Source organism: Kribbella qitaiheensis (assembly GCF_014217565.1).
Classification (GTDB): Bacteria; Actinomycetota; Actinomycetes; order Propionibacteriales; family Kribbellaceae; genus Kribbella; species Kribbella qitaiheensis_A.
The window spans coordinates 5,975,211-5,997,362 of record NZ_CP043661.1 but is presented as its reverse complement, the minus strand read 5'-3'; the positions used below and the strand labels follow the sequence as shown (position 1 = coordinate 5,997,362).

The 22,152-nt window shown below is 67.5% G+C and carries 21 protein-coding genes and 1 other RNA gene; 7 read left to right on the top strand and 15 right to left on the bottom strand.

The window, feature by feature from the left end:
• Nucleotides 1-2,541, top strand: a complete 2,541-nt coding sequence (locus F1D05_RS28550) for an ATP-binding protein (RefSeq protein WP_185443525.1) — start codon at nt 1-3, stop codon at nt 2,539-2,541.
• Nucleotides 2,542-2,560: 19 nt separating this feature from the next.
• Here the strand turns inward: F1D05_RS28550 and F1D05_RS28545 are convergent, their stop codons facing one another.
• The 10 genes from F1D05_RS28545 to F1D05_RS28500 all read right to left on the bottom strand — a co-directional run bounded on the left by F1D05_RS28545 (nt 2,561) and on the right by F1D05_RS28500 (nt 10,345).
• A complete protein-coding gene (locus F1D05_RS28545) occupies nt 2,561-2,977 on the bottom strand; it encodes a class F sortase (protein WP_185443524.1) in 417 nt (138 codons plus the stop codon).
• A gap of 313 nt (nt 2,978-3,290) precedes the next feature.
• Nucleotides 3,291-4,229, bottom strand: a complete 939-nt coding sequence (locus F1D05_RS28540) for a hypothetical protein (protein WP_185443523.1) — start codon at nt 4,227-4,229, stop codon at nt 3,291-3,293.
• A 408-nt stretch (nt 4,230-4,637) separates the two neighbouring features.
• Nucleotides 4,638-5,018, bottom strand: a transfer-messenger RNA (tmRNA) gene (gene ssrA / locus F1D05_RS28535).
• A 102-nt stretch (nt 5,019-5,120) separates the two neighbouring features.
• Entirely contained in the window at nt 5,121-5,678 is a 558-nt protein-coding gene (locus F1D05_RS28530; protein ID WP_185443522.1) for a DUF1707 and DUF4870 domain-containing protein, read from the bottom strand.
• 159 nt (nt 5,679-5,837) lie between these two features.
• On the bottom strand, nt 5,838-6,308 hold the full coding sequence (gene smpB / locus F1D05_RS28525; protein WP_185443521.1) for an SsrA-binding protein SmpB: 471 nt from the start codon (nt 6,306-6,308) through the stop codon (nt 5,838-5,840).
• 21 nt (nt 6,309-6,329) lie between these two features.
• A complete protein-coding gene (locus F1D05_RS28520; protein ID WP_185443520.1) occupies nt 6,330-7,772 on the bottom strand; it encodes a peptidoglycan DD-metalloendopeptidase family protein in 1,443 nt (480 codons plus the stop codon).
• Nucleotides 7,773-7,848: 76 nt separating this feature from the next.
• On the bottom strand, nt 7,849-8,760 hold the full coding sequence (gene ftsX / locus F1D05_RS28515) for a permease-like cell division protein FtsX (protein ID WP_206685861.1): 912 nt from the start codon (nt 8,758-8,760) through the stop codon (nt 7,849-7,851).
• Between the two features lie 51 nt (nt 8,761-8,811).
• Nucleotides 8,812-9,501, bottom strand: coding sequence for a cell division ATP-binding protein FtsE (gene ftsE, locus F1D05_RS28510; RefSeq protein ID WP_112246967.1), 690 nt, complete (start codon nt 9,499-9,501; stop codon nt 8,812-8,814).
• 219 nt (nt 9,502-9,720) lie between these two features.
• Nucleotides 9,721-9,879: a hypothetical protein gene (locus F1D05_RS28505; protein ID WP_185443519.1), complete on the bottom strand. Its 159-nt coding sequence runs from the start codon at nt 9,877-9,879 to the stop codon at nt 9,721-9,723.
• Nucleotides 9,872-10,345, bottom strand: coding sequence for a hypothetical protein (locus F1D05_RS28500; protein ID WP_246486050.1), 474 nt, complete (start codon nt 10,343-10,345; stop codon nt 9,872-9,874). The genes F1D05_RS28505 and F1D05_RS28500 overlap by 8 nt, the downstream gene beginning before the upstream one ends.
• A 104-nt stretch (nt 10,346-10,449) precedes the next feature.
• On the opposite strand from F1D05_RS28500, the gene F1D05_RS28495 reads away from it, so the two are divergent.
• Both F1D05_RS28495 and F1D05_RS28490 read left to right on the top strand, forming a co-directional pair.
• A complete protein-coding gene (locus F1D05_RS28495) occupies nt 10,450-11,496 on the top strand; it encodes a carbohydrate kinase family protein (protein WP_185443518.1) in 1,047 nt (348 codons plus the stop codon).
• A 149-nt stretch (nt 11,497-11,645) separates the two neighbouring features.
• The gene (locus tag F1D05_RS28490) at nt 11,646-12,023 is read left to right on the top strand and encodes an SH3 domain-containing protein (RefSeq protein WP_185443517.1); all 378 of its coding nucleotides are present in this window, start codon (nt 11,646-11,648) and stop codon (nt 12,021-12,023) included.
• A gap of 62 nt (nt 12,024-12,085) precedes the next feature.
• On the opposite strand, the gene F1D05_RS28485 is transcribed toward F1D05_RS28490, so the two are convergent.
• Entirely contained in the window at nt 12,086-13,267 is a 1,182-nt protein-coding gene (locus F1D05_RS28485) for an MFS transporter (RefSeq protein ID WP_185443516.1), read from the bottom strand.
• 208 nt (nt 13,268-13,475) lie between these two features.
• Here F1D05_RS28485 and F1D05_RS28480 point away from each other — a divergent pair, with 208 nt between their 5' ends.
• From F1D05_RS28480 to F1D05_RS28465, 4 genes are read left to right on the top strand one after another with little or no spacing between them, the layout of a single operon-like run.
• Nucleotides 13,476-14,807 (top strand): ABC transporter substrate-binding protein, encoded by a 1,332-nt coding sequence (locus F1D05_RS28480; protein ID WP_246486049.1) that lies wholly within the window; start codon nt 13,476-13,478, stop codon nt 14,805-14,807.
• The gene (locus tag F1D05_RS28475) at nt 14,807-15,769 is read left to right on the top strand and encodes a carbohydrate ABC transporter permease (RefSeq protein ID WP_185443515.1); all 963 of its coding nucleotides are present in this window, start codon (nt 14,807-14,809) and stop codon (nt 15,767-15,769) included. The genes F1D05_RS28480 and F1D05_RS28475 overlap by 1 nt, the downstream gene beginning before the upstream one ends.
• A gap of 1 nt (nt 15,770) precedes the next feature.
• The gene (locus tag F1D05_RS28470; RefSeq protein WP_185443514.1) at nt 15,771-16,619 is read left to right on the top strand and encodes a carbohydrate ABC transporter permease; all 849 of its coding nucleotides are present in this window, start codon (nt 15,771-15,773) and stop codon (nt 16,617-16,619) included.
• Between the two features lie 24 nt (nt 16,620-16,643).
• Nucleotides 16,644-17,981: an FAD-binding oxidoreductase gene (locus tag F1D05_RS28465; RefSeq protein WP_185443513.1), complete on the top strand. Its 1,338-nt coding sequence runs from the start codon at nt 16,644-16,646 to the stop codon at nt 17,979-17,981.
• Between the two features lie 66 nt (nt 17,982-18,047).
• On the opposite strand, the gene F1D05_RS28460 is transcribed toward F1D05_RS28465, so the two are convergent.
• The 4 genes from F1D05_RS28460 to F1D05_RS28445 form a co-directional block, all read right to left on the bottom strand.
• The gene (locus tag F1D05_RS28460; protein WP_185443512.1) at nt 18,048-19,040 is read right to left on the bottom strand and encodes a TIGR03842 family LLM class F420-dependent oxidoreductase; all 993 of its coding nucleotides are present in this window, start codon (nt 19,038-19,040) and stop codon (nt 18,048-18,050) included.
• 15 nt (nt 19,041-19,055) lie between these two features.
• On the bottom strand, nt 19,056-20,459 hold the full coding sequence (gene hydA, locus F1D05_RS28455; protein WP_185443511.1) for a dihydropyrimidinase: 1,404 nt from the start codon (nt 20,457-20,459) through the stop codon (nt 19,056-19,058).
• Nucleotides 20,460-20,545: 86 nt separating this feature from the next.
• Nucleotides 20,546-21,388 (bottom strand): nitrilase-related carbon-nitrogen hydrolase, encoded by an 843-nt coding sequence (locus F1D05_RS28450; protein ID WP_185443510.1) that lies wholly within the window; start codon nt 21,386-21,388, stop codon nt 20,546-20,548.
• Nucleotides 21,389-21,465: 77 nt separating this feature from the next.
• A complete protein-coding gene (locus F1D05_RS28445) occupies nt 21,466-22,143 on the bottom strand; it encodes a PhzF family phenazine biosynthesis protein (RefSeq protein ID WP_185443509.1) in 678 nt (225 codons plus the stop codon).
• Nucleotides 22,144-22,152: the final 9 nt, after the last annotated feature.

Genomic DNA, 22,152 nt, shown 5'->3' with positions numbered 1-22,152 from the left:
GTGACCTCCTTCGCCGAACTGCTCCGCCACCACCGGCAGTCGGCCGGCATCTCCCAGGAAGAACTCGCCCACCGCGCCTCGCTCAGCCCCAAGGCCGTCTCCTTGCTGGAACGCGGGCAGCGCCGCTTCCCCCGCCGGGAGACGATCGAGGAACTGACGAAGGCGCTCGGACTCAGCGGGCCGAACGCAACTGCCCTCGCCGAGTCGGCGCGACGCCGGCCGGGCACCGCGACGCCATCGCAGTTGCCGCCCGCCCCGGCCACTTTCACCGGCCGGCGCGAGGTCCTCGACACCATTTCGGGCTATTTGTCACCGGGCGGCGTTCCGCATCCGGGGGTGGCCATTGTGACGATCGACGGAATGGCCGGAGTCGGCAAGACCGCGCTCGCCGTACAGGCTGCCCACGAAGTAGTGGACGACTATCCCGACGGCCAACTCTTCATCGATCTGCACGGTTTCACCGAAAGCGTCGAACCGGAGGACGCCGGAGCGATCCTGGCCCGCGTACTCCGGACGCTCGGCGTACCGGGCCAGCGGATTCCCGACGAACTGGAGCAGCGGTCGGCGCTTTACCGGACCAGGCTCGCCGGCCGGCGGATGCTGATCGTTCTCGACAACGCCGTCTCGGCCGAACAGGTCAGCCCACTGCTTCCCGGCACGGCGGGCTGCGCGGTCCTGATCACCAGCCGATCGCGGCTCACCGGACTCGGGTCCGCCCGGCCGTTCTCGATCGACCCACTCAGTACGGACGAGGCCGTTGCCCTGTTCACCGAGTTGGCCGGGGCGGCCGGGGATCCGGGGCTGCTGCGCAGGGTCGTCGAGCTCTGCGACTGCCTGCCACTCGCAGTACAGATCGTTGCCGCTCGCTACGACGACGGTGACCTGGCCGGGCTGGCAGGCCGGCTTGGTTCACCAGCGGAATCGCTCGCCGATCTGCGAGCCGGGCAGGAGAGCGTCGCGGCCGCTTTCGCCTTGTCCTACCGGCAGTTCCCGGCCGGACACCAGCGGCTCTTCCGGCTGATGAGTCTCGCGCCGGGCGCGGCGATGGACGAGGCAGTAGTTGCCGCCGGCACCGACCTGACGGTGCGGGAGGTCCGGCCGATCCTCGACGACCTGGTCGACGGCCACCTCCTGATCGAGAACGAACCGGCCGTCTACACCTTCCACGACCTGGTCCGCGCCTACTCCGCGCTGCTGTCCGTCGACGAGGACGGGACGGCCGGCCGATCGGCCGCCGTCGAGCGCTTCAAGACGCACTACGCCGGTACGGCGACGACGGCGATGGACCTGCTCTACCCCTCGGAGGAGCAACGCCGCCCCCGCGGACTCACCGGCGACCTGAGCACCGCCAGGTCGGCCGAACGCTGGCTCGACCGCGAAACCGACACCCTCCTCAGGCTCGCCCAGGACGACGCCCAGCTCAATCCCTACCTCTGCGGCACCATCCACCGGCACCTCCAATCGCGCGCTCGCGTGACGGAGGCCGTGCCGCTCTACCGAGCCGCACTGGCGGCGGCTCAGAACGATGGCGACGCGGTCGGCGTGGCACGGCTCGGTGCCATGGTGGCGCTAGGCCTCCAGATCCGCGGCCTGCTGGACCCGGCGATCGAGGCCTACACCGAAGCGTTGGCGGCCGCGCGCCGCGCGGATTGGCAGGTGGGCGAGATCGTCGCCGCGATGGGGCTCGGCGAGATCGCCCGGATGAGCGGGCGCAACGCGGAGGCGAAGGCGCAGTACGACCGCGTCCTCGAGCTGTCACTCGCGACCGGCTATCGGTCCGGCGAATGCCAGGCGCTGCTGGGGCTGGGTGACCTCCAGTGCACCTCGGCCCGCTTCGCCGAGGCCACGATCACCTACGCCCGCAGCCTCGCGGTGGCCGAGGAGATCGGCGAGCACCAGGTGGCGATCAATGCCGGCGTCGGCCTCGGGGACGTCCACTTCGACCTCGGCCGGCTGGAGCAGGCCGCCGAGCAGTATCGCGAGGCGCTCGCGGCAGCCGAGAAGCTCCAGACCCGGACGGTGGTGAACTATGCGCGCGCCAGCCTCGCCGGCGCCTATTGGAAGCTCGGCCGCTACGAGGAGGCGGCGGACCTCCAGCGTCAGTGCCTCCAATACACCCGTGAGGTCGGCGAGGCCATCGCCGAAATCGGCGCCTTGCTGAGCCTGGCCGAGATCCAGCTGTCCAGCGGCCGGTACGACGAAGCGCTGCAACTCTTCGAGCAATCCGACCGGGCCGCCCGGGACCAGGGCGAAGGCACCTTTCGCCTCCAGGCGACCCAGGGTCTCGGCAAGCTCGCCCACCTCAGGGCTGACTACTCGCAGGCCGTGGAACTGTTCCGGACCGCGATCGGCCTCGCGGACGAACTCGACCAGGGCATCGACCGCGGCACCACCCGGCAACGCCTCGCAGCAGCCCTTGCCGCCCTCGACCGCACCGGCGAGTCGCTGCCTTACCTTCAAGAGGCCGTCAAGATCTTCACCGACCTCCAGGTGCCCGAACTGGCCGAGGCGCAGCAGCAGCTCGCAGAGCTGCAGGCATGACGAAGCAAGTTCTTGAAGGTCAGCCGACCGGCTTGGCGATGACGACCGCGTTGCTCAGGTACTTGCTGCCGTCCCAGTCCTCACACGTGACCAGGACCAGCCGGCCGGCCACCCCCTGGTCGAACAGGCGCGCGGCCTGCTTGGCCAGGGCTCCCTTGCGGTACACCGCGACGCTCACGACCGAGTACCTGATCGTGCCCTTGCCAGTCGACACGGTGACGGCGTCGCCGGCCCGGAGCTGTTCGAGATCGTCGAAGGCGCCGCCACCGGTGTGCACGGTGTGACCGGTGATGATCGCCGAGCCCTTCGCCGCTCCGGGGCGGGCACCCTCGGACCACCAGCCGACAAGGCTCGGGTTGGACGGCGGGATCAACGCGCCACCATGGGCGCGGATGCCGAGCACTCGGGCCGAGACGCCGAGGCTCGGGACGGACACCCGGATCGGGGTACCCGCCTTGGGGCGATTGGACGGGGTCGATTTCGGCCCAGCCGACGAGGTAGTGCTCTTCGTCGGCCCGGCGGTCGGCGTACCGGCGGTTGATGCCGGCGGCTTCACCTTTGGAGCCGGCTGCGAGGACCGAGCTGTCGCAGCCGGGCTCCGGGGCCGGCCGCCCTGATCGGCGGCCGAGGTGTCACGCCCGAACTGCACGTAAGCCCCGAAAAGAACCAGCGCGGCGCCGGCCGTCAGGATCGCTGCCGTCCACCGTGGTGAACGGGAGCGTCCCTGGCGGCGACGCCTACCGGGCGTTTCAGGCGGCGTGGGTACCACGGCGCTTCAGGGACTTCAGCACACCTGCGGCCAGCAGGATGGCGCCGAAGGCCAGCAATACTCCGCCCCAGATTCCCTGGTGGCTGGAGCTGGCGGAAGCATTCGACAACGCCGGGCCGGAAAGGCCGGCGTCGACCTCGGTCGGCACGACAACCGGAGTGCTCTGACTCGGCGTGGCGGTCGGCGTCTCGGACGGACTCACAGTCGGCGTTCCCGAAGGAGTCTCCGACGGGGTCTCGCTCGGCGTCTCCGAAGGAGTCTCGCTCGGGGTTTCCGACGGGGTTTCCGACGGGGTTTCCGACGGGGTTTCCGACGGGGTCTCGGACGGCGTCTCGCTCGGCGTCTCCGAAGGAGTCTCGGACGGCGTCAGCGTCGGCGTCAGCGTGGGAGTCGGCGTCGGCGTGGTCGGCTTGCCGTAGCAGAAGTTGACGTGGCTCAGGCCGTAGAACGGCAGATTCTTGTTCGACTCGTTCACCGGCGGGTGCAGCGAGGTACCGAGCAGGACGCCGTCCGGCCGGTAGTCGTAGAAGTTCGCGACCGGACCGCCCTTGACGATCGCACCGAGCACGGTGCCACCGACGGCGGTGAAGTCGATGACGGTGGAACCGGTCTGGTCACCCGCGTGCGCCGGGTCGTCGGCAAGCAGCGTGCGGACGGCCATCGTCACCGTGACGCCGTTCTCGGACTTGACACCCGCGGTCGGCGGGTCGAACTTGATCTCCTCCGAGCCCGGGACCAGCACCGCGCAGGTCGGGTTGCCGTCCTTCACGATCCCGTCGGCCGAGGCCGGCGAGGCAAGGACCACGGTGAGCCCGCCCAGCGCCAGCGCGATCGCACCGGCGCCACCGAGCAGAGCCGCGCCCCTGGAACTTACTGCCTTGAGCGCACCAGAGCGCTCCGACTTCGCTACGTCGTTCACAGGTTTCTTTCTCTCCACTGGTCACGCCGGTCCAAAGGGACGGGCTTGCGATGAGTCGTGCGTCCTCGTTCGGCCCGGCCAACTGCGCCCAGGCCACCCCCAAGTGACACACCCCCGGCATTCTGGTGCGCATTCCTCGCCGGACGCAAGCCACTGGGCCGCGGCTCGCCGGGGACTTCACATAACGAATCGGACATCCACCTGCTTCAGTGCGCTGGGTAGTCGAAGGTGCGGAGATCCGGCAGCTGATCTGGACGTGACCACCAGATGATCGAGGCAACTAAAACGCTGTATCTCGTGCTGGAACGCCGTATCCCGCCCATCACGACACGAAGCTGGGTCCGCGGAAGGCGCATGACGAAGCCCCGGCAGCCTGTGGCTGCCGGGGCTTGTCTGTTCGACTCAAAGGGGTGGAGGTGGCGGGAATCGAACCCGCGTCCTTCAGCGTCGACCCAAGACTTCTCCGGGCGCAGTCTGTAAATCGCTAATTCTCAGCCCCAGCACTCTCACAGACAAAGTTGCTGACAGACTCAGTCACTGTAAATGTCCCGCGTCAACCCCGTGACCGAGTTGACGAAGCAAGCTTCCTAGCTGAGGCCAGGAACCGGGTCGGAAGCAACCCCGGGCTGACCGCTTCTTTTAGCTCAGGCCGTCAGGCGGCGAGAGCGAAGCTACTGCGCGCGTTAGCGTTGGCAGTTATTGTTTTCCAGGGATCGTTTGCGAGATAACCCTGGGTCCTCGGCCCGCTTCTCTTGGAACGTACGTCCAAAGTCGAAACCGTTCACCCCCTCTTGAGTTGTCAAACCCCGCGACCCGAAAGCACCCTGACTGGCCGCGAAGCCTCAACACTATCAACTAGAACAAGTCACCCGCACCTGGGATTCCCCGGAGTCAGCGGACGAGGCGCAGCGTGAACGGGTAGCGGAAGTTGGAGCCGAGCAGCGTGGCCAGGCCGCCGACGCCGGTCAGGACGAACCAGAGCAGGCCGAGCAGCGGGAACAGGAAGCCGGCGAACCCGACCACACTGGTGACGATCCCCAGCGTCGCGAATGCGGCGAAGGCGGTCAGCTGGAAGTTCAGCGCCTCGACCGCGTGCTTGCGGACGGCCGGGTTCGACTTCCCGCTGCTGGCGACCATCAGCGCCGGGCCGACGAAGAAGGTCGGGTAGCCGAGCCAGTGGGCGATCGAACCCATCCCGCGGCCCTGGCTGTCGGTTCGCACGAGCGGGGCGGGCCGGGTGAAGGCGGCGGGCGCGTACGTCGGGACCGGGCGCGAGACCAGTCCGTCGAAGGTGCCGTTCAGCTCGGCCCGGGTCCGCGACTTCAACGCCAGTTCGATCCTGGTGTCGAACTCGCCATGATCCAGCCGGCCGTCGGCGTACATCTCTTGCAGAATCTCGACCGCACGGTCCCGTTGGGCCGGCGTCACCAGCAGATCAGAAGTGGACATGCACCCACTGTCCCGCCGAAACACGTGTCACCCCATCGGGTTCAGCCCGGACCAACCCCTGAGCCAACCCCAAGAACAAGGGAAGGAAGGCGCTGGGGTCGGGACCACCAACCCCGAAGGTGGATACCTGGCTGGGAACGCGAGCGAGCCGGCGCGGGGTCAGTGGCGGGAGCGGTCTGAGAGGGCTCGCTGGGCCTCTCGGTTGGCTTGGCGTTCGGCGAGGGCGTGGCGTTTGTCGTAGTCCTTCTTGCCCCGGCCGGTAGCCAGCTCGACCTTGGCGTAGCCGTCCTTGAAGTACAGCGCCAGCGGGATCAGCGAGACACCCTGCTGCTCGACAGCCTTGATCAGCTTCTCGAGCTCGTCCTTGTGCAGCAGCAGTTTCCTCGTCCGCCGTGGCTCGTGGTTCGTCCACGTGCCGTGCGTGTACTCCGGGATGTGCATCCCCTGCAGCCACAGCTCGCGACCGCGGACAGCGGCGAACGCGTCGACGAGGGAGGCCCGACCCAGCCGCAGGGACTTCACCTCGGTCCCGGTCAGCACGAGTCCGGCCTCCACCACGTCGTCGATGTGGTAGTCGTGTCGCGCCTTACGATTCTGCGCGATCGGTTTGTGGCCGGTCTGTTTCACCATCCGACCAGTATCTCAGGTCGCCTACAACCATTTCATCGGGTTAACCACGCGACCGTCCTGGTAGACCATGAAGTGCAGGTGGCAGCCGGTCGAGTAGCCGGTGGTACCGACGAACCCGATCACCTGGCCCTTCTTCACGTGCTGGCCGACCCTGACGTTGTACCGGGACAGGTGGTTGTAGACGGTGGTGATCGAGTCGCCCCGGATCACGCCGTTCGACAGGAACAACCGGTTGCCGTAGCCACCGTTGTAGTAACGGTCAGTGATCACCCCGCTCGCGGCAGCGTGGATCGGCGTACCGCAGCCGGCGCCGAAGTCGGTGCCGTCGTGCAGCTTCCAGACGTGCAGGATCGGGTGGAACCGCAGCCCGTACGGCGAGGTGATGTACGTGTTGATCGGGAAGCTCAGGCCCGAGGAGTTACCCGGATCGTCCGGGACGTCCCGCGGCGGCCGATGCTCCTTCTTCGCCTTCGCCCGCTCGGCTGCCTCCCGGGCTGCCTTTCGCCGGGCCGCGGCAGCCTTCTCGGCGCGAGCCCGGGCGATCAGGATCTGCTCGACCCTGGTCCGCTCGGAGACCAGCGCGTTGTACTGCGCGAGCTCGCTGTTCTTCTCCTTCTCGGCGGCCTGCTGCGCGGTCAGCCTGGTTGCCGCGACCTTGGCCGCCTCGGCCTTGTCCGCGGCCACCTGCAGCGTCAGCGCGGTGACCTCCTTGACCGTACGAGCCGCCTCGGCGCGCTGGTCGGCGACCGCCTGCTCCGCCGCGGCGACCTTGACCCGCTTGTTCGCGAGCTGCGCCTGAGCGTTGTTCAGGTTGGTGATCGCGTTGCCCTGGATGCCGAACACATTGCGCTGGACCTGCATCCCGGTGGCCAGATCGGCCGGCGATGCCCCTCGCAGGACGATGCTCAACCCGACCAGGGTGTTCTGCTGCTGGTACGCCGATCTGACGGCGCGACCCGCGACGGCCTTCTTCGCCTCGATCAGCTGCTCACCCGAGGCGACGTCGTCCATCGCCGTCTGGAGCGCCGCCTCGGCCACCTTGAGCTTGCTCGCGGCAACGGTGTCGGCAGCCTTCGCGGCCGCCAGCCGGCCCTGCGCCGCGGCGTACTTCACCTGGACGGCCTGGTACTGCGTCTCGGCCTGGGTGTACGCGGCAACGGACTTGGCGAGCTGGTCGGACGCCTGGTTCAGCTCGCCCCGCTGACTCTGGATCTGCGAGTCGAGCTGTTTCTTCTTCGCGGCGGGGTCCGGCGGGTCTGCCTGGGCAGCCGGGACCGCCGCCAGAACTCCGGCGGACAGGGACAGGACAACGCAGCAAGCGGCGATGACCGTCTGCCGGCCGGGCGAGCCGCCCAGGCGTCGCCTGAGGATCCGTCCGTCCGGTGTTCCGGTGGCGCCGATGCTGTCGTCTCGCTTGATGCTCCCCCGCTTGCGCGGGTTCGCACCGGGGAAGTGCGGGACCACAGTCGACCCCTTGCTATGGGTGATGGTGTCGTGCCGCCTCTTGTCAAGGCACAACACCGACCATAGGTCACCTGGGTCAGACTTTGAGGTATTTCCGCGTTGTCAGGAATGTCGGGACCACGGCGAGCACCAGACCGACCACCACCATGATCAGGGTGGCCTGGAAGGTTTCGGCGGCGCCGACCCACTGCCAGACGCGGAAGGTCTCCGCGGCCCGCTGCATGACGACGAAGTACACGCCGACCCAAAGGGTGCCGCAGGCAAGGACCGCGCCGATCAGCGCTGCCAGCACGGCCTCCAGCAGGAACGGCAGCTGGATATAGAAGTTCGAGGCGCCCACCAGGCGCATGATGCCGATCTCTCTTCGGCGCGCGTACGCCGCCAGCCGAATGGTGTTCGAGATCTGCATCAGCGCGGCGACCAGCAGGAGTCCGGCGGCCACCAGCGCACCGACTTGCAACCCGTTCAGCGCCTTGAAGAGTGGATCCAGGTACTGGCGTAGATCCTGGACGGTATCGACGCCGGGCAGGCCCGCGACCGCGCTGACCAGGTTCTGGTAGCGCTGTGGATCCTTCAGTTTGACCCGGAAGGACTCCTGCATCTGGTCCTCGGTGACCGTGCTGACGATCGGCGAGTCCTTGTACAGCTTCTTGAACTGGTCGAACGCTTCCTTCTTGGTCTCCCCGAAGACGCCCTCCGGCGCGGTGTCCGGGCTCGACTCGATCACCTGCTTGATCCGGTTCTTCTGCTCCGTGGTCACCTCGGTGCCCGCGCAGCCGCGGCCGCCGGAGTCCTTGGTGCAGAGGAAGACCGAGATCTGGATCTTGTCGTACCAGTTCCCCTTCATCAGGTCGACCTGCTCACGCGCGAGCAGGGCGCTGCCGAACAGCGACAGCGACACCCAGATGGTGACGACGACCGCGATCGTCATCGACAGGTTCCGCTTCAGCCCGATACCGAGGTCCGAGAGGATGTAGTTCAAGCGCATAACAAGTCAGTCCGTAACGTCGTAGGTCGGGGAACCAGGGGTGCAGCGGCCCTAGTGCTGGTAGCCGTAGACGCCGCGCGACTCGTCGCGGACGACATGACCGTTCTCCAGCTCGATCACGCGTTTGCGCATCTGGTCCACGATCGACACGTCGTGGGTGGCCATCACGACGGTGGTGCCGGTCCGGTTGATCCGGTCCAGCAGCTTCATGATGCCGATCGAGGTGCCCGGGTCGAGGTTTCCGGTCGGCTCGTCGGCGATCAGGATCATCGGCCGGTTCACGAACGCGCGGGCGATCGCCACCCGCTGCTGCTCACCGCCGGACAGCTCGTCCGGCATCCGGTCCTCCTTGCCGTCCAGACCGACCAGCTCGAGCACCTCGGGGACCGTCTTGCGGATGTGCTGGCGCGGCTTGCCGATCACCTGCAGCGCGAACGCCACGTTCTCGGCGACGGTCTTGTTCGGCAGCAGCCGGAAGTCCTGGAAGACGGTGCCGATCTGCCGGCGCATCTGCGGGATCCGCCAGCTGGCCAGCCGGTTCAGGTCCTTGCCGGCCACCATGATGTGGCCCTTGGAGGTCCGGTGCTCGCGCAGGACCAGGCGCAGGAACGTCGACTTGCCGGACCCGGAGGTACCGACCAGGAAGACGAACTCGCCTTTCTCGATCTCGACGTCGACGTTCAGCAGGGCAGCCTTGGACTGGCCCTCGTAGGTCTTGGAAACATTCTCGAAGCGGATCACGGGATTGTCCGGCCGTGGTCGGGAACAGGGAGCAACGTAGTGGTCACCACGAGGGCACCGTACGCCACCGGAGCGGCCGCGATCAGTGTAGGGCCTCGTGTCGGGGGGTCCGCTAGTGCAACGGAACCCCCGACACGAGGCCCTAGGGTTCTACGGCGTGCCGCCCGACGGGACCGATAGCCGGTACTTCGGGGCGCGCGGGCGTCCGTAGTACGGACGTCAGGCTGGGGTTGCCTCCGGCCCGGTGGCGGGGCGGGCGCCGGCGATCCGGGCCAGGCCCGGCTCTGGCTTGCGACCGGCCTTGCGGGCCGCTTCGACGTGCAGCCGGGCCAGCTCGATGGCTTGGCGGGAGACCTTGACGGTCTTCTTCTCACTCACCGGCGCCTCCCTCGACAACCTCGGTGTCCGCGTTCTCGAGTTCAGCGTACGCGGCCGGGCCGACCCGGTCGATCGCAACGGCGGCCGTCAGCGCGGCGACCAGATCGTAGTCCTCCGGCTGTAACAGTTCCGACCTCATCAGTGAGCGTAGCGTCACCACACCGGCGTCCGTTCCGGCTTCGTCACCCTCGAGGATCTGCTCGACGGCCCACCGGACCATCCGCATCGTCTCCTCCCGGTGCCGCCAGGTATCGAGCTCACGATCGGCCTTGCGGCTCAGATACCCGCCCAGCGCGACCCCGCCCAACGCCAGCACCGGGCTCAGCACGGTCATCACCACCCCGACCACCGAGATCCAGGTCGGGATCACAGACACACCCCAGTGCCCCGTGTCGGAGGTTCCGCTAGCGATAGCGGTGTCCAGGTGCGTGCCCGGGCGCCGGTAGCGCAGCGGAACCTCCGACACGGGGCACAACTCATTGCTTTCTCCTAAATCCGTGGTGATGACCGGTCGATGATGCTACGAAGGACAGCACAGCACCAGCTACCGACAGGAACGGATTCACCGTGATGGACGAGCCGGAAACCTACGACGTCTTCGTCCAGGGGACCGTGTTCCTCGACATCGTGCTGACCGGCCTGGAGTCGGCGCCGACGACCGGGACCGAGATCTTCGCCGAGGGGATGGGCTCCTGCCCCGGCGGCGTCGCCAACTTCGCCATCGCCGCCAGCCGGCTCGGCCTGCGCAGCGGACTGGCCGCGGTCTTCGGCGACGACGTGTACGCCGATTTCTGCTGGCGGACGCTGGCCGACCAGGAGAAGGTCGACCTGTCGCACTCGCGCCGGATCGGCCACTGGCACTCCCCCGTCACCGTGTCGATGTCGATCGACCGGGACCGCGCGATGGTCACCCACGCGCACGAGGCGCCCGGCGACCCGAGCAAGCTGGTCGGCCCGGGACTGCGGACCAGGTCCGCGATCGTCCCGGTGGCGGAGGAACTGCCGAGCTGGACGACCGAGGTCCGCGAGTCCGGCGCGCTGCTGTTCGGCGACGTCGGCTGGGATCCGACCGACGTCTGGTCGCCCGCCGTCCTCGACGTACTGGACGGCTTCCACGCCTTCACCCCGAACGCCGGGGAGGCGATGGCCTACACCCGGACCGACACCCCGAAGGCAGCGCTGCACAAACTGGCCGAGCGGGTGCCGCTGGCGGTCGTGACGAACGGCTCGGACGGCGTACTGGCGATCGACTCGGCCACCGGGGAGGAGGAGCACATCCCGGCTCTCCCGGTCCGGTCCTACGACCCGACCGGCGCGGGCGACGTCTTCCTGGCGTCCCTCGTCCTCGGCACCCTTCGCGGCTGGCCGCTCGCCCACCGCCTGGCCTTCGGGAACCTTTGTGCAGGCCTCTCGGTCCAGCATTTCGGCGGCTCGCTGGCGGCACCGGGCTGGGGCGACATCATCGACTGGGTCCGCGATCACAGCCGTTCCCGCCCCGGCGACGTCGACCCCGACATTCTTCGGCATTACACATTCATCGGAGATGTGCTACCGGCCGGCCCTGTTCCTATTGTCCGCCGCGCCGGCGCGACCATTGCCCGCCTCTCCGACGCCTGAGTAAATCCGAGAAATACCAGATGCATTTATTCGGAAAAACAATCGCTTGACCAAAGAATGCATTTGATATTTCTTTCAAAGGTCTATTCATCGACCACTTCTCCCGGCTAGTGTCACCGCGACCGCCCTCGACTACGGGAGATAATCAGATGAGTACTCCGAGTAGCATCCGTCGCCTCGTCACCGCAGCAGTAACCCTGCCGCTGGTGGCCGGTGGTTTCATCGCCCTGAACGCCCAGTCGGCCAGCGCCGACTGCGGCAGCCACCCCGCCTGGCAGAACCGGAGCTCCGGGGCGGGCAAGGTCATCAGCTCCTCGCCGATCCGGACCGGTCCGTACCAGTCTTGCGATGTGGTCAAGCAGGTCGATACTTCGAAGGACCTCTTCTACCACTGCTGGGTCCAGAACAGCGAAGGCCACAAATGGACCCACGTCCGGATCGCCAACACCACCATCGAAGGCTGGATGTACAACGGCAACCTGAACGACGGCGGCAGCGTCGCTGCGTCCAGCCAGTGCACGGCCTGACACCTCACTGACCAGCGCCCGGCGTCAGCTCGTACTGGGAGCCTGACGCCGGGCGTCGGCGATTAGCGGTTCAAATGCCGTCGAGCCAGCAGGACTGTGCCGGCCGTCAGAGCGAGCAGGATGCCCCCTGCGAGGAAGCTCCGGGAAGGCCCGGTGTGGTCAATGGTCAGCCCCGCCAGTGATGCGCCCGCCGAGCTGCCGAGGTTGTTCGAGGTATTGATCCACGTACTCGCCTCCGTTCGCTGATGCGACGGAGTCAGATCGTCCGCGGCGAGATAGGAGACGACGAACAGCGGCGCGACCGCCACCCCGGCCAGACCCATCACAAGCCCCAGTACGATGAGGTTCGTGGTCAGCGAGGCGGCGAGCAGACCTGCGGCCAGTACGCCGATCAGCCCCGCAAGGTGACTCGACCGGGATCGGGTGTGCTTCCGCCGCGCCCAACTCAGCCCGCCGACCACGCTCCCGGCACCGATCGCCGCCTCGAGATACCCGGCCGCTCCTGGGTGCCCCTGCTGCTGGGCGACTCCGGCGAGAGACAGATAGGCGACGCTGACTCCGGACGCCGTGACGAGGATGACCAGCAGAATCCGGCGCAGTCCGGGCTCGCGCAGCGGACCCAACAGGTGTTGCCGAGGTGGCGCTGGGCTCGTATGACGCGCCAGTGGGCTCGTCGCCATCACACACGTGCCGACGATCATCAGGCCCGCGGTACAGGCGAGTGCGGCAGCGGGTGACGCCGTACTGATCAGGACTCCGGCAAGGAGTGGACCGCCTAAGAAGAGGGACTCCTCGCAGATCGAGTCCAGCGCGTAGGCACGCTCCTTGAGGGTGGTGCCGTCGGTGATGAGGCGCCAGGCCGATCGCATGGACGGGCCTAGCGGTGGGGCGAACAGGCCGGTGATGCCGACGAGGACCACCAGCAGCGGGGCGTTCGCAGTACGGAGGCAGGCAACCGCTGCCAGCCCGGCCGTGCAGACGGCAGCCAAGAGCGGGAGGACCCGACGCTGGCTGTAGCGGTCGACGAGGCGAGCCTTCAGCGGCATCGACAGCGAGGCGAGCCCGAAGGCAGCGACAGCAATGCCTGCGACTGCGAAAGAGGTTGTCTGTTGAACGGTGAACAGAATGGACAGTGGAAGCAGACCGTACGACAGCCGGCCGAACAGCGCGGGCGCGAAGGTGCGCAGCGCGTTGGGCAGCAGCAGGACGTCGCGGTAGCTCCCAGCACGAGTTGTGCTGGTCACGAGAAACGCTCCTAGAGAGCCCCGGCTCCATCAAGGGAGCGGGGTACGGCGAATGGGCTCGGCGACAGCGAGCGCTCTCTAGGCACGGGGAGAAGACATGACGGCGATGCTATCGCGGAAGGAAGATCCGGCGGCGAGATTTTCGGCGGCATCGGCGCGGGTTTGAGAATGGGGACCGGACAGCCCTCTCTGGTCGTAGGGTCGGGGAATGACGCGCGGTGGTCGGACCGCGCCGGAGCGGAGGTACGGCGAGATGTCGGGTGCTGAGGGCAACGGGTTCGGGCGGCGGCGGTTCCTGGCCGTGGGTGGTGGGCTGGCAGCGCTGGCCGTGACCGGGTGTGGTTCGAACACCGGCCGCTCCACTTCGGACAGTTCGAGCGGCGGCAAACCCGCGTTGGCGCAGTGGTACCACCAGTACGGCGAGCCGGGCACCCAGCAAGCAGTTCAGAAGTACGCCAAGGAGTACCCCGACGCGACCGTGACCGTGCAGTGGTCGCCGGGTGACTACGACAAGAAGACCGCCTCGGCGTTGCTCACCGACGGTGGGCCGGACGTGTTCGAGTACGGCAACGGCCCGACCATCGACATGATCAAGGGCGGCCAGGTCGCCGACCTGAGCGACCTGCTCGGCGATGCCAAGAGCGACTTCACCCCGTCGCTGATCTCCCGGCTCACCTACCAGGGCAAGCTCTACGCGATCCCGCAGGTGACCGACATGCAGTTGCTCGTCTACCGCAAGAGTCTGCTCTCGGCGGCCGGTGTCCAGCCGCCGACCACCGTGGACGAGTTACTCGCGGCCGCGAAGAAGCTCACCACCGACAAGGTGAAGGGCTTGTTCGTCGGCAACGACGGCGGCGTCGGCATCCTCGGCGGTCCGGCGCTCTGGTCGGCCGGCCTCGACTACCTCACCGACGACAACACCTTCGGGTTCGACGACCCGGCCGCGGTCGAGTCGCTGCGCAAGCTCCGGGAGTTGTTCACCTCGAAGTCCTTGCTGCTCGGCGCACCGACCGACTGGTCCGACCCGTCGGCGTTCACGCAGGGCCTGACCGCGATGCAGTTCACCGGTCTGTGGACGTTCCCGCAGATCCAGAAGGCACTGCCGGACGACTTCGGCGTGCTGCCCTGGCCGAAGCTCAACGCGAGCACGGGTGCGCCGAGTGTCCCGGTCGGCGCCTACGCGGCCGCGGTCAGCACCAAGTCGAAGAACGTCGACGCGGCGAAGAAGTTCATCAAGTGGCTGTGGGTGGACCAGACCGACAAGCAGCTCGACTGGGCCCAGTCGTACGGCTTCCACATCCCGGCCCGCAAGAGCCTGGTCGAGAAGGCCGGCAAGCTGAAATCCGGCCCGGCGGCCGACGCGGCGAAGTTCGTCAACGAGAACGGGCACGCCCAGACCCCGCTGCTGTGGACCTCGAAGTCCGGTACGGCGTACTCCGACGCGCTCAGCCGGATCATCAAGAACGGCTCTGATCCGGCCACCGAGATCAAAGCCGTCAAGGCGGTCGTGGACGCGGAACTGAAGCGCATCACCGGCTGATGACTGCGCAAGGTCTGCAGCAGCCCGCCCTGGCGACGGGCCGGGCGTCGCTGGGGCGGCGGCTGCGCGGCCGGTACGACCGCAACCTGTGGTTCGGGATCTTCGTCGGGCCGTTCGTGCTCGGGCTGATCGTGTTCGTCTACGTCCCGATCATCTGGTCGGTGGTGCTGAGCTTCTTCGACGCGCACAACACGGTCACCCCGACCAAGTTCGTTGGCCTGGGCAACTACCTGGACATGATCCGGGACGGCGCGTTCCGGTCCAGCCTGCTGACCTTCATCCTGTTCGCGTTGTTCATCGTGCCGACCACCTTCGTGGTGTCGCTCGGCCTTGCCCTGCTGGTGAATCGCGCCCGGTTCGCGCGCACGTTCTTCCGCTCGGTCTACTTCCTGCCGACGGCCTGCTCGTACGTCGTGGCGTCGCTGGTCTGGAAGCTGTCGATCTTCTCCGGCGTCCGCTTCGGCCTGATGAACACCGTGCTCAGCTGGTTCGGCGTCGAACCGATCGCGTGGCTCTCGGTCACCCAGCCCCCGTGGTACTGGCTGGTGATCGTGACAGCGCGGATGTGGTTGCAGGCCGGGTTCTACATGATCTTGTTCCTGGCCGGTCTTCAACGGATCTCGCCGACGCTCTACGAAGCCGCCGCGATCGACGGCGCCAGCGGGCCGAGGGTGCTGCGCTTCATCACCCTCCCCCAGCTCCGCGCCACCTCCACCGCGGTGCTGCTTCTCCTGCTGATCAACGCGTTCCAGGCGTTCGACGAGTTCTACAACCTGCTGTCGAGCTCGGGCAGCTACCCGCCGTACGCGCGACCACCGCTCGTCTACCTGTACTACGCGGCGCTCGGTCAGGGTCAGGACTTCGGCCACGGCAGCGCCGGCGCCGTGATCCTCACCCTCCTGATCGCCGTGATCGCGCTCAGCCAGAACCGGATTCTCGGCCTCGGCCGGAGGGAGGACTGAGATGGCGAACATCCAGCGCTCGGGAGCTTACAAGACCGGCTCGGTCCTGCGGTACGTCGTACTCGGGGTCGGCGCCGTCTTCTTCCTGCTGCCCTTCTACCTGGTGCTCCGCAACGGGTTGTCCACCGAGGCCGACATCACCTCGCCGACCTGGAAGCTGTTCCCGTCGTCGTTGCAGTGGCACAACATCACCGACCTGTTCAAGGACCCGGCCGTGCCGATGGCGCGGAGCCTGCTCAACTCGCTCGTGATCGCGGTGGTGCAGACCGTCGGCGTGCTGGTGATCTCCGGGCTCGCGGGCTACGGCCTGGCCCGCATCCCTTTCCGGTATGCGAATGCGGTGTTCTACTTCATCGTCGCCACCTTGTTGATCCCGGCGGCGGTGACATTCGTGCCGAGCTTCGTGCTGGTGTCCTCGCTCGGCTGGGTGAGCACGCTGCGCGGCCTGATCATCCCGGGTCTTTTCCAGGCGTTCGCGACCTTCCTGTTCCGGCAGTACTTCCTGAACTTCCCGCGCGAACTGGAGGAAGCGGCGCAGCTCGACGGTACGGCGTACTGGGGAACGTTCTGGCGGATCGTGGTGCCGAACTCGACGGGCTTCATCGCCGCGATCGGCACGATCACCTTCATCGGTTCGTGGAACGCCTTCCTCTGGCCGCTGGTGATCGCGCCGGACCAGAACTCCTGGACCGTCCAGATCGCGCTGTCGACCTTCCTCACCGCGCAGACCATCGATCTCCCGCAGCTTTTCATTGCCGCCGGCATCGCGATCCTGCCGCTGGTGATCATGTTCGTCTTCCTGCAACGCTGGATCGTCGAAGGGGTGGAGCGTTCCGGGATCAGCGAATGACCCGGCGTCTGTACAGACTGGGGCATGATCGACGAACTCCGTTCCAGCATTGCCGGCCCGGTCCTGACGCGCGGTGACGAAGGCTTCACCGCCGAGGTCGCTGCCCACAACACCATCGCTGTCCACTCACCCGAGGTGGCCGTCGGCGCCACTTCCGAGGCCGATGTCGCCGCGGCCGTCCGCGTCGCGTCGAAGTACGCAGTACCGGTGCGTGTGCTCGCTACCGGCCATGGCTCCGTCGCAGGGGTCACCGACGGCATCCTCATCACCACGTCCCGTCTCAAGGACCTCAGCATCGACGGCCGGATCGCGCGCATCGGCGCCGGCCTCGACTGGGCCGAGGTCATCACGGCCGCGGCCGAGCACGGTCTCGCCCCGATCACCGGCGCTTCCGACACTGTCGGAACCGTCGGCTACACGCTCGGCGGCGGCCTCGGCCCGCTGGCCCGCACCTTTGGATACTCCTCCGACTGGGCGCGTGGGTTCCGGGTCGTCACGGCCGACGGCAACGTGGTCTCGGCGAACGCCAAGGAGAATCCGGACCTGTTCTGGGCCCTGCGCGGTGGCAAGGGCGGCTTCGGCGTCGTCACCTCGATGGATTTCGAGCTCGTCCCGCTCACCACCCTGTACGGCGGTGCGATGTTCTTCGACGCCGAGCACATCGCTGCGGTCCTCGGCGCCTGGGCCGACTGGACCAAGACGGCGCCCGAGTCCGCTTCGTCGTCCGTGGCGATCCTCCGGCTGCCACCGCTTGAGGTCATCCCGGAGCCGCTGCGGGGCAAGACCCTGCTGAACCTGCGCTACGCCTTCGTCGGCGACCCGGCCGAGGGCGACCGGCTGCTCCGGCCGATCCGCGATTTGGCACCGACGCTGATCGACGCGGTCGGCGAGATGCCGGCGGCCAACATCGCGCAGATCCACAACGACCCGCGCGACCCCGGCCCCGGCTGGGTGCGCGGCCTGCTCCTGGACGGGATCGACGACGGCTTCGTCTCCGCTCTGCTCCAGGCCGTCGGTCCGGAGCAGCAGATCCCGATCGTCGCGGTCGAACTGCGGCACCTCGGCGGCGCAACCCGCCGGGACGTGCCGGAGGGCAGCGCGGTCGGCGGCAGAGAGGCCGACTTCAGCCTCTCCTTCGTCGGCGTGCCCGACCCCAACCTGTTCGCGGACGTCCTGCCGCCCATCGTCGACGGCATCCTCGCCCAGCTCGCCCCCTGGACCTCGGCCCAGAACAACATCAACTTCGCCGGCGGCCTGGAACTCGAAGGCTCGTACGAAGCCAGTTGGTCGCCAGCAACCTTCGCCCGCCTGGCCGAGGTCCGCACCACCTTCGACCCGACCAGCCTCTTCGTCTACCCGTAAACGCTGACCTGCCTTACGTCCGAAGAAGCGGAGGGACGTGTCCTCCACTTCTTCGGACGTAAGCGGTCAGAACGCTGGGATGATGTGTTTGCCGTAGGCCGTGAGGGTTTCTTGTTTGGCGTCGTGTTGGAGGTAGAGGGCGAACTGGTCTACGCCGATGGACTTGAGTTCTTCCAGGCGGGCCAGGTGATTCTCGACCGGGCCTAGGATGCAGAAGCGGTCGACGACCTCGTCGGGGACGAAGTCCGTGTGGGTGTTGCCGGCGCGGCCGTGTTCGGCGTAGTCGTAGCCCTTGCGGCCGGCGATGTAGTCGGTCAGCGCCGTCGGCACCTGGCTGGTCGCGCCGTACCGCTCGACGATGTCGGCCACGTGGTTCCCGACCATGCCGCCGAACCAGCGGGTCTGGTCGCGTTGGTGGGCAAGGTCGTCGCCGACGTACGCCGGGGCCGCCACGCAGAAGGTGATCGCGTCGGGATCGCGGCCGGCCTGCTCGGCGGAGCGGCGTACGGCGGCGATCATCCAGGCCGCGATATCCGGGTCGGCAAGCTGCAGGATGTACCCGTCGCCGACTTCGCCGGTCGCCGCGAGCGCCTTCGGCCCGTACGCCGCGACCCAGACCTGGAGCGAGCCGTCCTCCACCCAGGCCAGCTTCAGTTGCTGCCCGCGATACTCCACGGCCCGGCCGGAGGCGAGCTCGCGGACGACCTCGACGCACTCCTTCAGCTCGGCGATGGTCCCGGGCTTCGCGCCGAGGGTCCGCAACGCCGAGTCGCCGCGGCCGATGCCGCAGACCGTGCGGTTGCCGTACATCTCGTTCAGCGTCGCGAACTGGGACGCGATCACGGTCCAGTCGCGGGTGCCCGGATTCGTCACCATCGGCCCGACGACGACCCGCTCGGTCGCGGCCAGGATCTGGCTGTAGATGACGAACGGCTCCTGCCAGAGCAGGTGCGAGTCGAACGTCCAGACGTGGCTGAAACCGGCCTCCTCGGCCTTGACCGCGAGCTCCACCACCGCCGACGCGGGCGGATCACACTGGAACACCACTCCGAAGTCCACCGGTTTGCCCCCTCGTCAGACCAGGTACGACGACAGCCCGCGGCGCAGGTACCGTCCGTGCCCCTTGCGGCCATGGTAGTTGCCATCGGCCACGATCACGGTGCCCCGCGAGATCACCGTGCCCACCCGGCCCTGGATCTCCACCCCTTCGTACGCCGAGTAGTCCATGTTCATGTGATGCGTCTCGGCGCTGATCCGGGTGGTCCCGTTCGGGTCGTAGATGACGAGATCGGCATCGGAGCCCGGCGCGACGATCCCCTTCTGCGGGTAGAGCCCGAACATCCGGGCCGGCGTGGTCGCGATCGTCTCCACCCAGCGCTCCAGCGACAACTGCCCGTCGACGACGCCCTGGTAGACGAGGTCGACCCGGTGTTCGACGCCGCCGATCCCGTTCGGGATCTTGGAGAAGTCGCCGCGGCCGAGCTCCTTCTGGTCCTTGAAGCAGAACGGGCAGTGATCGGTCGACACCATCGCGAGATCGTTGCTGCGCAGGCCTTTCCACAGATCGCGCGCGTGCGACTCGTGCTTGCTCCGCAGCGGTGTCGAGCAGACCCACTTGGCCCCTTCGAAACCGGGCGCACCGAGCTGATCCTCCAGCGTCAGGTACAGGTACTGCGGGCAGGTCTCCGCGAACACGTTGCGGCCGTCGTTGCGCGCGGCGGCCACTGCTTCGAGCGCCTTGCTGGCCGACAGATGGACGATGTAGAGAGGGCAGTCCTTCGCCACCGACGCGAGCGAGATCGCCCGGCTGGTCGCCTCCGCCTCGAGCGCCTCCGGCCTGGTGATGCCGTGGTAGATCGGATCGGTCTCACCTCGCGACAGCGCCTGCTGGACGAGTACGTCGATCGCGATGCCGTTCTCGGCGTGCATCATGATCATCGCGCCGTTCTCCCGGGCCCGTTGCATCGCCCGCAGGATCTGGCCGTCGTCGGAGTAGAACACCCCGGGATAGGCCATGAACAGCTTGAAACTGGTGATCCCCTCGGTGACGAGCGAGTCCATCGCCTTCAGGGACTCGTCGTCGACCCCACCGAGGATCATGTGGAAGGCGTAGTCGATGTGACAGTTGCCGTCGGCCTTGGTGTGCCAGGCGTCCAGCCCGTCCTGGACCACCTCGCCGGTCTTCTGGATCGCGAAGTCGACGATCGTGGTGGTGCCGCCGAACGCGGCCGCCCTGGTCCCGGTGTCGAAGGTGTCGCTGGCCGACGTGCCACCGAACGGCATCTCCATGTGCGTGTGCGCGTCGATCCCGCCCGGGATCACATACTTGCCTCCTGCATCGATCACCTCGTCCGCCTGGACGGTCTGGCTGTACGCCGGGTCGAACAGCGCGACGATCTTCTCGCCCTCGACCAGCACATCGGCCGGCTGCGCACCGGTCGGCCCGACGACGGTTCCACCCTTGACCAGCAACGACATCCTCGGCGCTCCTCGATTGGTTCGGCTGTTTCCTTGCGTCCGAAGAAGGGTGGGGCCTGACCCTCGCTACTTCGGACGCAACCCGGCTACGGCTTGGTGAGGTCGCCGTACGCGTCGGGGCGGCGGTCGCGGTAGAACTGCCAGCGATCCCGGACGGTGTCGAGCAGGCCGAGATCCAGGTCGCGGACGATCAGCTCGGGATCGTGGTCGTGGCCGACCTCGCCGACGAATTTACCTTCGGGGTCGACGAAGTACGACGTACCGTAGAAGTCGTTCTCGCCGTAGTCGTCCTCGATGCCGACCCGGTTGATCGCGCCGATGAAGTACTCGTTCGCGACGGCGGAAGCGGGCTGCTCGAGCTTCCACAGGTACGAGCTCAGACCGCGGCTGGTGGCCGACGGGTTGAAGACGATCTTGGCGCCGGCGAGGCCCAGTGCCCGCCAGCCTTCGGGGAAGTGCCGGTCGTAGCAGATGTAGACCCCGATCCGCCCGACAGCGGTGTCGAAGATCGGGTAGCCGAGGTTGCCGGGGCGGAAGTAGAACTTCTCCCAGAAGCCGTTCACCTGTGGGATGTGGTTCTTCCGGTACTTCCCGAGGTACTTGCCGTCAGCATCGATCACCGCGGCGGTGTTGTAGAGCACGCCCGGCTGCTCCTGCTCGTACATGGGCAGGACCATCACCATGCCGAGCTCGGCGGCCAGCGCCTGGAAGCGTTCGGTGGTCGGCCCGGGCACGGACTCGGCGTACTCGTAGAACTTGGGATCCTGCAACTGGCAGAAATACGGCCCGTAGAAGAGCTCCTGGAAGCAGATCACCTTCGCCCCGGCGGCTGCGGCCTGCCGCGCATAGTCCTCGTGCGCCTTCGTCATGGACTCCTGGTCGCCGGTCCACTTGGTCTGCACCAGCGCCGCCCGTACAACGTCCGCCACAACAACCTCCCACGTAGCCGAGTCCCCATGCTCTATCCGCGGGCTCCCCCAGTCAACGATTCTCGGGAGAAGGCCTGTCAGAGGGTGAAGGTGTGCGAGGCAGCAGCGGCGGCTCGGCCGCCTACGGTGACAGCGGTCGGGCTGACGACCGTGGTGAGGAGCTGGGAGCCGGCGCCCTGGGTGATGTGGAGCGGGCGGCCCAGGCGCGCGGTCAACTGCGTGGCGGCCGAACCTGTTGCCTCGTCCTCGGCGATGCCCATGGCCGGCGCGAACATGCGCGACCGGATCGTGCCGTCCGCCTCGGAGATCCAGGACCAGAGATAGGTGTGATCGTCCGAGTAGGACGCCGGGTCCGCGGCGAGGACGTCGGCCGCCGAAGGTACCTCGCGCCAGGTGAAGGCGCTGCCCCACGAAGGGTCGGCCTGGACCGAGGTGAGGTCGCCCGAGTGCGTGACGGGCACCTCGCCGGCGGGCACCCGCAGTACGGGGGTGTCGTAGCCCTGGGACCGCAGCCACCAAGCGACGCCGACGGTGGGGTGCCCGGCGAAGGGCATCTCGATGCTGGGGGTGAAGATCTGCAGCTCGCCGGTCGCGGGGTCGTCGATGTAGACGGTTTCGCTGTAGCCGAGCGCGGCCGCGACGCCGAGGCGGGCCGCAGCGGGAACCTTGGCGCCGTCGACGATGCCCAGCGGGTTCCCGAAGGCACCGGAGGGATCGACGAACACCCGTACGACGTGGACGTCGACGGTGGTCACTGGCAGCGC

Bases quoted from the DNA above. Each gene is read 5' to 3' on its own strand.
- F1D05_RS28530 (WP_185443522.1), bottom strand. From the start codon at position 5,678: ATGTCCACTTCTGATCTGCTGGTGACGCCGGCCCAACGGGACCGTGCG.
- smpB (WP_185443521.1), bottom strand. From the start codon at position 6,308: ATGGTGAAACAGACCGGCCACAAACCGATCGCGCAGAATCGTAAGGCG.
- ftsX (WP_206685861.1), bottom strand. From the start codon at position 8,760: ATGCGCTTGAACTACATCCTCTCGGACCTCGGTATCGGGCTGAAGCGG.
- F1D05_RS28495 (WP_185443518.1), top strand. From the start codon at position 10,450: ATGGACGAGCCGGAAACCTACGACGTCTTCGTCCAGGGGACCGTGTTC.
- F1D05_RS28490 (WP_185443517.1), top strand. From the start codon at position 11,646: ATGAGTACTCCGAGTAGCATCCGTCGCCTCGTCACCGCAGCAGTAACC.
- F1D05_RS28480 (WP_246486049.1), top strand. From the start codon at position 13,476: ATGACGCGCGGTGGTCGGACCGCGCCGGAGCGGAGGTACGGCGAGATG.
- F1D05_RS28475 (WP_185443515.1), top strand. From the start codon at position 14,807: ATGACTGCGCAAGGTCTGCAGCAGCCCGCCCTGGCGACGGGCCGGGCG.
- F1D05_RS28470 (WP_185443514.1), top strand. From the start codon at position 15,771: ATGGCGAACATCCAGCGCTCGGGAGCTTACAAGACCGGCTCGGTCCTG.
- F1D05_RS28465 (WP_185443513.1), top strand. From the start codon at position 16,644: ATGATCGACGAACTCCGTTCCAGCATTGCCGGCCCGGTCCTGACGCGC.
- hydA (WP_185443511.1), bottom strand. From the start codon at position 20,459: ATGTCGTTGCTGGTCAAGGGTGGAACCGTCGTCGGGCCGACCGGTGCG.